This window comes from Paracraurococcus ruber (genome assembly GCF_004353985.1).
GTDB lineage: Bacteria > Pseudomonadota > Alphaproteobacteria > Acetobacterales > Acetobacteraceae > Paracraurococcus > Paracraurococcus ruber.
Window position 1 is genome coordinate 1 of record NZ_SMOA01000360.1, and the last position, 4,567, is coordinate 4,567.

Sequence of the window (4,567 nt, forward strand, 5' to 3'; positions counted from 1 at the left end):
GGCGGTTCCGTGCCGGCCGGCTCGGCGCCCGCGGCGACCAGCGCGGCGGTCACGGTCTCGGCCGCGGGCGGTGCCTCGGGCATGTCCGGCGGGCTGTCGGCTTCGGCCTGCCGGCGCCGCGCGGCGCGCCAGGCCTGGCGCTGCGCCCGGGCCTCGGCCACGGCACGAAGGCCACCCAGGCCGGCCGCGCCGTCCTGGTCCGCCTCGGCATCTGCGTCGTCCATCATGGCAAACGGATCCCCTGCGCGGAGAAGGCGGGCCCGGCCGTCACGCGGCGGCCGGGCCCAGGGCGCTGGCGTTGCACGGCCAGCGACGGGGCGAGGGCGTGCCCGGTGCGACGCCGGCGCTTCGGATCCGCACCGCGGCGCACGGGCTTTCCCTCACTGGTCTCAGGCCGGGACGGCAGCCGGGTCGGTGGTGAGGCCGACCGCCTCGGCGTACTTCAGGTAGGTCTCGACCGAGGCGACGACGGCGCGGATCTCGATGGCGATCAGCTCGATGCCGACGAGGGCGACGCGCACGAAGGCATCGACCACGACGCCCTTGTCCAGGATGCGGTCGATGACCTCGGCGAGGCTCGAGGAGGCGAGGCTCTTGTTGATGGTCATGGCGTTTATGCAGCTCCTTGGGATGCCGCACCGGGCCCCATGCCCGGCGATATTGCGACCGATGACGAAGCCGTCCCCGAAGGGCGCCTGTACGGCCGAGACGATCCTGGACCGCTCCGCTTAAGGAACGCTTTCGCCGCGAAAGAAGATGCCGCCGCAGCGCGGATCGCGCGTCGTGCACAGCGTTTTCCGCCGCGCGGCGCCATCTCCGCTCAGCCCTGGTTCAGCTGCGCGAGGAAGGTGCCGAGCACCGCGCTGTACTGCGACTGCGCGTCGGCGATGCGGTAGCGCAGCGCCGCGGCCTGCACCATCAGCTCGGCCGGTACCAGCGCCGCATCCTCGAGGTCGAACTCGGCCGAGACGTCCTGGCGGGCGTCGTAGCCTTCGAAGACCTGCAGCGCTTCCTCGAGCGAATCGACGATCGTGACGTGGAACTGGTCCTTCGAGCCCTGCGCCTTGAAGAACACCCGGATGTCGGCGACGAAGCGGCCATCCGCGGTCTGGTACAGGTTCAGCTCGTGCCAGAAGGGCGTGCCGAGGCGGTAGCCGTTGTGCTGGCCGAGATGCCGGCCGGTGAAGGTGACCGGCCGCGCGCCCGACTGGCGCAGCGTGAAGACCTGGCTACCCGTGGGATCGTCCGCGAAGCCGCTGCTGCCATGGCCGCCGCCGGCGCCGCGCGCGGATAGCCGCGGGCTGATCGGCGTGGCGTAGGACGGGTGGTCGCCCACCGGCTCGAAGACCTGGATGGCGTTCATGGGTATGCTCCTGCGTCGGGGTCGTCGTGGGAAGCGGCGGCGCCGGCGGCGCCGAAGGTGGCGGCCAGCAGCGCGCGCCAGCTGGCGCGCAGCGCCGCCGCCAGGCCCGGGCCGGCGGCGCGGACCAGCGGGGTGCCCGCCCCGCCGTCCTGCAGCAGCCAGGCGGGCAGGTGCGCGACAGGGTCATGCGCGCGCAGCCAGTCGAGCAGCGCGCCGGCATCGGTGCCGGCCGCAGCGTCGCTCATCCAGGGGTGCCGGCCGGTGCCGGGCGGCGCGTCATCCGGCGGACGGTGGCGGATGGCCGCCACCAGCATGCCGCGCGCCGTCTCGTGCACCGCCAGCTCGGACCAGACGGGAAAGCCGGGCGGCCGGCTGGCGGCCTGCAGCAGCAGCCGGCCGTCGAAGCCCAGCGGCCGGCGGCCGTGCCGCGGCAGCAGTGTCCAGGCGAAGCCGGCCTCGGCGCCCACCGCCTGCGTCCCGCCCGTCCTGGTCGGAATCAGGTCCAGCATCGGAATCTCCCTGCGCGTCGCGCGCGGCGCGCCCGGCTCAGAGCCGCTTGATGAAGATCCAGATGCCGTCGTCCACCGAGGTGGACTTCATGTGCACGCGCACCTTGGCCGGCGCCATCTTGTAGTCGAAGGCGTATTCGAACAGCATGTTCAAGCTGCCGGCGGCGACGCCCTGCTGGAAGCGGCCCTGGAAGACATGCCCCTTGGTGCAGGGCGCGACGTCGTTGAAGAAGTTCTTGCCCACCACGTCGCCGGCGGCGCGGCCGGACATCGCCATTTCCCCGGCATTGTACTTCAGCACGCGGCCGTTGCGGTCCACCAGGATGGCGCCGAAGGGCAGCCGGTCGAGACGGGACGGATCCTGCGCGACCAGGTTGTCGATGTGGTCGGTGCCGAACTTGATCATCTCCATGGCGGTGTTCCTGCGGTTGGGTGGCGACGGAAGCGGGGGCGGTCAGGTGCCGGTATGCAGGCGGTAGAGCAGGTCGCCGATCAGCGCGCGCCAGGCGCGGCCGACGGCGTCGGCGCGCAGCCGCAGCGCCGCCGCGCGCAACGCCAGCTCGGCGCCGCTCAGCCGCGGGTCGGACGGGTCGAGGTCGACCGGCAGATCAGCCAGCGGGTCGATCTCCTCCAGCCATTGCGCGGCGTCGTCGAGCGTGGGGAAGAGCTCCGCGCGATGGCTGGCGGCATCGCCGGGCGCCTTCTGCAGCGCCGTGACGGCGACCGCGACGTCGCCCCCGTCCCGGCGGTACACCGCCACCTCGTGCCAGGCGGCCAAGCGCGGCGACCAGCCTGACCCGGCCGCCAGCAGCGCCGCCCGCATCTGCAGCGGCTTGCCGCCGCTGATGCGCAGCGTGACATCGTCCATGTCCCCGGTCCCCGGGGCAGCCAGCAGCAGCGGCAGCGACGGGGCGGGCGCGACTGCGACGGTGACCATCGGACCCTCCTTCGCCCGGTCGGCCCCTTGCGGGTCCCGGGCCCAGTCTCCCTCCGCCGCGGTTGCCGTCGCCTTAAGCCGCCGCGGCACGGTTCAGCGCGCGACCGACAGGCTGCGGTCGCTCGCCAGCGCGATGGCGGTGGCGACGGATTGCAGCCGGCGGATCGTGCCATCCAGGCTCTCCAGCAGCTCCGGCGTGCGTTCGGCGATGATGCGCGGCAGCGGCGCGCCCGGCCCCTGCGCCGCCATCTGCTCGGCTTCGCGCAGCAGCCGCTCCACCTCGGTCTCGACGCCGCCCAGGCGGTGCAGCGTGGCGGCCACCGCCGGCGCCGGCTTCGCATCGCCCATGCCGCCCAGGATCGCCGCGGCGACCGAACTGGTCGGCTCCGCCACCGGCGCCGGCTGGGCCCGGCCGGGTGCGGCCAGATGTTCCAGCCGTGCCAGCACCTCGCGCTGCTGCAGCGCCAGGCCGGCGGACAGCTCGATGGTTTCGGCCTGCCGGGTCGCCGCCTCGGGCAGGGCCTCGATCAGGGCATCCAGCGGCTGCAGCGCCGCGCGATGCTGCGCGACCAGCGTCGTCGCGCGGTCCAGCATGGCGTCCTGGCGCGCCGCGGCCTCGGGCAGGGCGGCGCCCAGCGTCTCCAGCCGTCCGAGCGTCGCCGCCTGGGCGTCGAGGCCGCCTCCCAACGCGGCCGTCTGCGCCTCCAGGCGGGCCGTCGCGGCTTCCTGCCGCAGCGTGATGTCGCCGAGCAGACCGGCGCCTTGCTCCAGCACGGGCAGCCCGGCTTCCAGCCGCGCGGCGATGCCATCCTGGCGGTCCGCCAGCGCGTCCAGGCGCTCCAGCGTCGCCGTCGCGCCACCATCCGGCGCTGCAGCCGGCTGCGCCTCCAGCGCCACCAGGCGATCGACCGCGCGGTCCAGCGCGGGCAGCCCGGTTTCCAGCCGCGCCGCCGCGGCGGCGACCGTGTCGGCCTGGACGGCCAGCGCGGCGACCGCGGCTTCCTGCCGCTCGCCCAGTGCCGCGAGCGCACCGTCCAGCGCTGGCAAGCCGGTTTCCAGCCGCGAAGCGGCTTCGGCCAGGGAGCCGGCCTGGGCGCCGAGGGCCGCCACCACCGTTTCCTGCTGGCCGGCGAGCGCGGCCAGCGCCCCGGCGGCACCGTCGAGCGCCGGCAGCCCGGCCTCCAGCCGGGTCGCCACGCCGGCCATGGCTGCGGCCTGCGCCTCCAGGCCTGCCAGCGCGCCGGCGGCGCCGTCGAGCGCCGGCAGCCCGGCTTCCAGGCGTGCCGCAGCATCCGCGATCGCGGCGGCCTGCGTTTCCAGCCCGGCCAGCGCGCCGGCGGCGCCTTCGAGTGCCGGCATGCCGGCATCCAGCCGCGATGCGGCGTCCGCGATGGCCGCGGCCTGCGTTTCCAGCCCGGCCAACGCGGCCGCCGCGCCGTCCAGCGCCGGCAACCTGGCGTCCAGGCGCGCCGCCGTGTTGGCCATCGCGGCCGCCTGCGTTTCGAGGCCGGCCAGCGCGGCGGCGGCGCCATCCAGCATCGGCAGCCCCGACTCCAGCCGCGCCACCATTTCCGTCTGGCGGTCGGCCAGCGCCTCGAGCCGGTCGAGCGCCGCCGCCGGGGCCTCCATCCGGGCCACCAGCCCGCCGAGCGCCGTCACCTGGCCCGGCAGGCCGGCGAGGGCGGCCGAGGCCGCTTCCAGCCGCGCCGCCGGCTCGGCCTGCGCCGCCGCCGCCTCGGCGATGCGGCCGATGGCGCT

Annotated in this window: 7 protein-coding genes; all 7 read right to left on the reverse strand. The window is 75.2% G+C overall.

Features of this window, described 5'->3' with window-relative positions:
- Positions 1–227: hypothetical protein (locus E2C05_RS28970; RefSeq protein WP_205083162.1), on the reverse strand; the 227-nt coding region annotated here is incomplete at its 3' end.
- A gap of 162 nt (positions 228–389) precedes the next feature.
- Entirely contained in the window at positions 390–608 is a 219-nt protein-coding gene (gene gvpA, locus E2C05_RS28975) for a gas vesicle structural protein GvpA (protein WP_133223097.1), read from the reverse strand.
- Positions 609–820: 212 nt separating this feature from the next.
- A complete protein-coding gene (locus E2C05_RS28980) occupies positions 821–1,363 on the reverse strand; it encodes a hypothetical protein (protein WP_133223098.1) in 543 nt (180 codons plus the stop codon).
- Complete coding sequence (locus tag E2C05_RS28985; protein WP_133223099.1) at positions 1,360–1,872, reverse strand: hypothetical protein; 513 nt, start codon at positions 1,870–1,872, stop codon at positions 1,360–1,362. The genes E2C05_RS28980 and E2C05_RS28985 overlap by 4 nt, the downstream gene beginning before the upstream one ends.
- A 37-nt stretch (positions 1,873–1,909) precedes the next feature.
- Positions 1,910–2,284: a photoactive yellow protein gene (gene pyp, locus E2C05_RS28990; RefSeq protein ID WP_133223100.1), complete on the reverse strand. Its 375-nt coding sequence runs from the start codon at positions 2,282–2,284 to the stop codon at positions 1,910–1,912.
- A gap of 42 nt (positions 2,285–2,326) precedes the next feature.
- Positions 2,327–2,809 carry a hypothetical protein gene (locus tag E2C05_RS28995; protein ID WP_133223101.1) on the reverse strand — a complete coding sequence of 161 codons (483 nt, stop codon included), beginning with the start codon at positions 2,807–2,809 and terminating at the stop codon, positions 2,327–2,329.
- Between the two features lie 93 nt (positions 2,810–2,902).
- Positions 2,903–4,567, reverse strand: a 1,665-nt coding sequence (locus tag E2C05_RS33550; RefSeq protein ID WP_456306538.1) for a hypothetical protein, incomplete at its 5' end; no start/stop codon positions are given.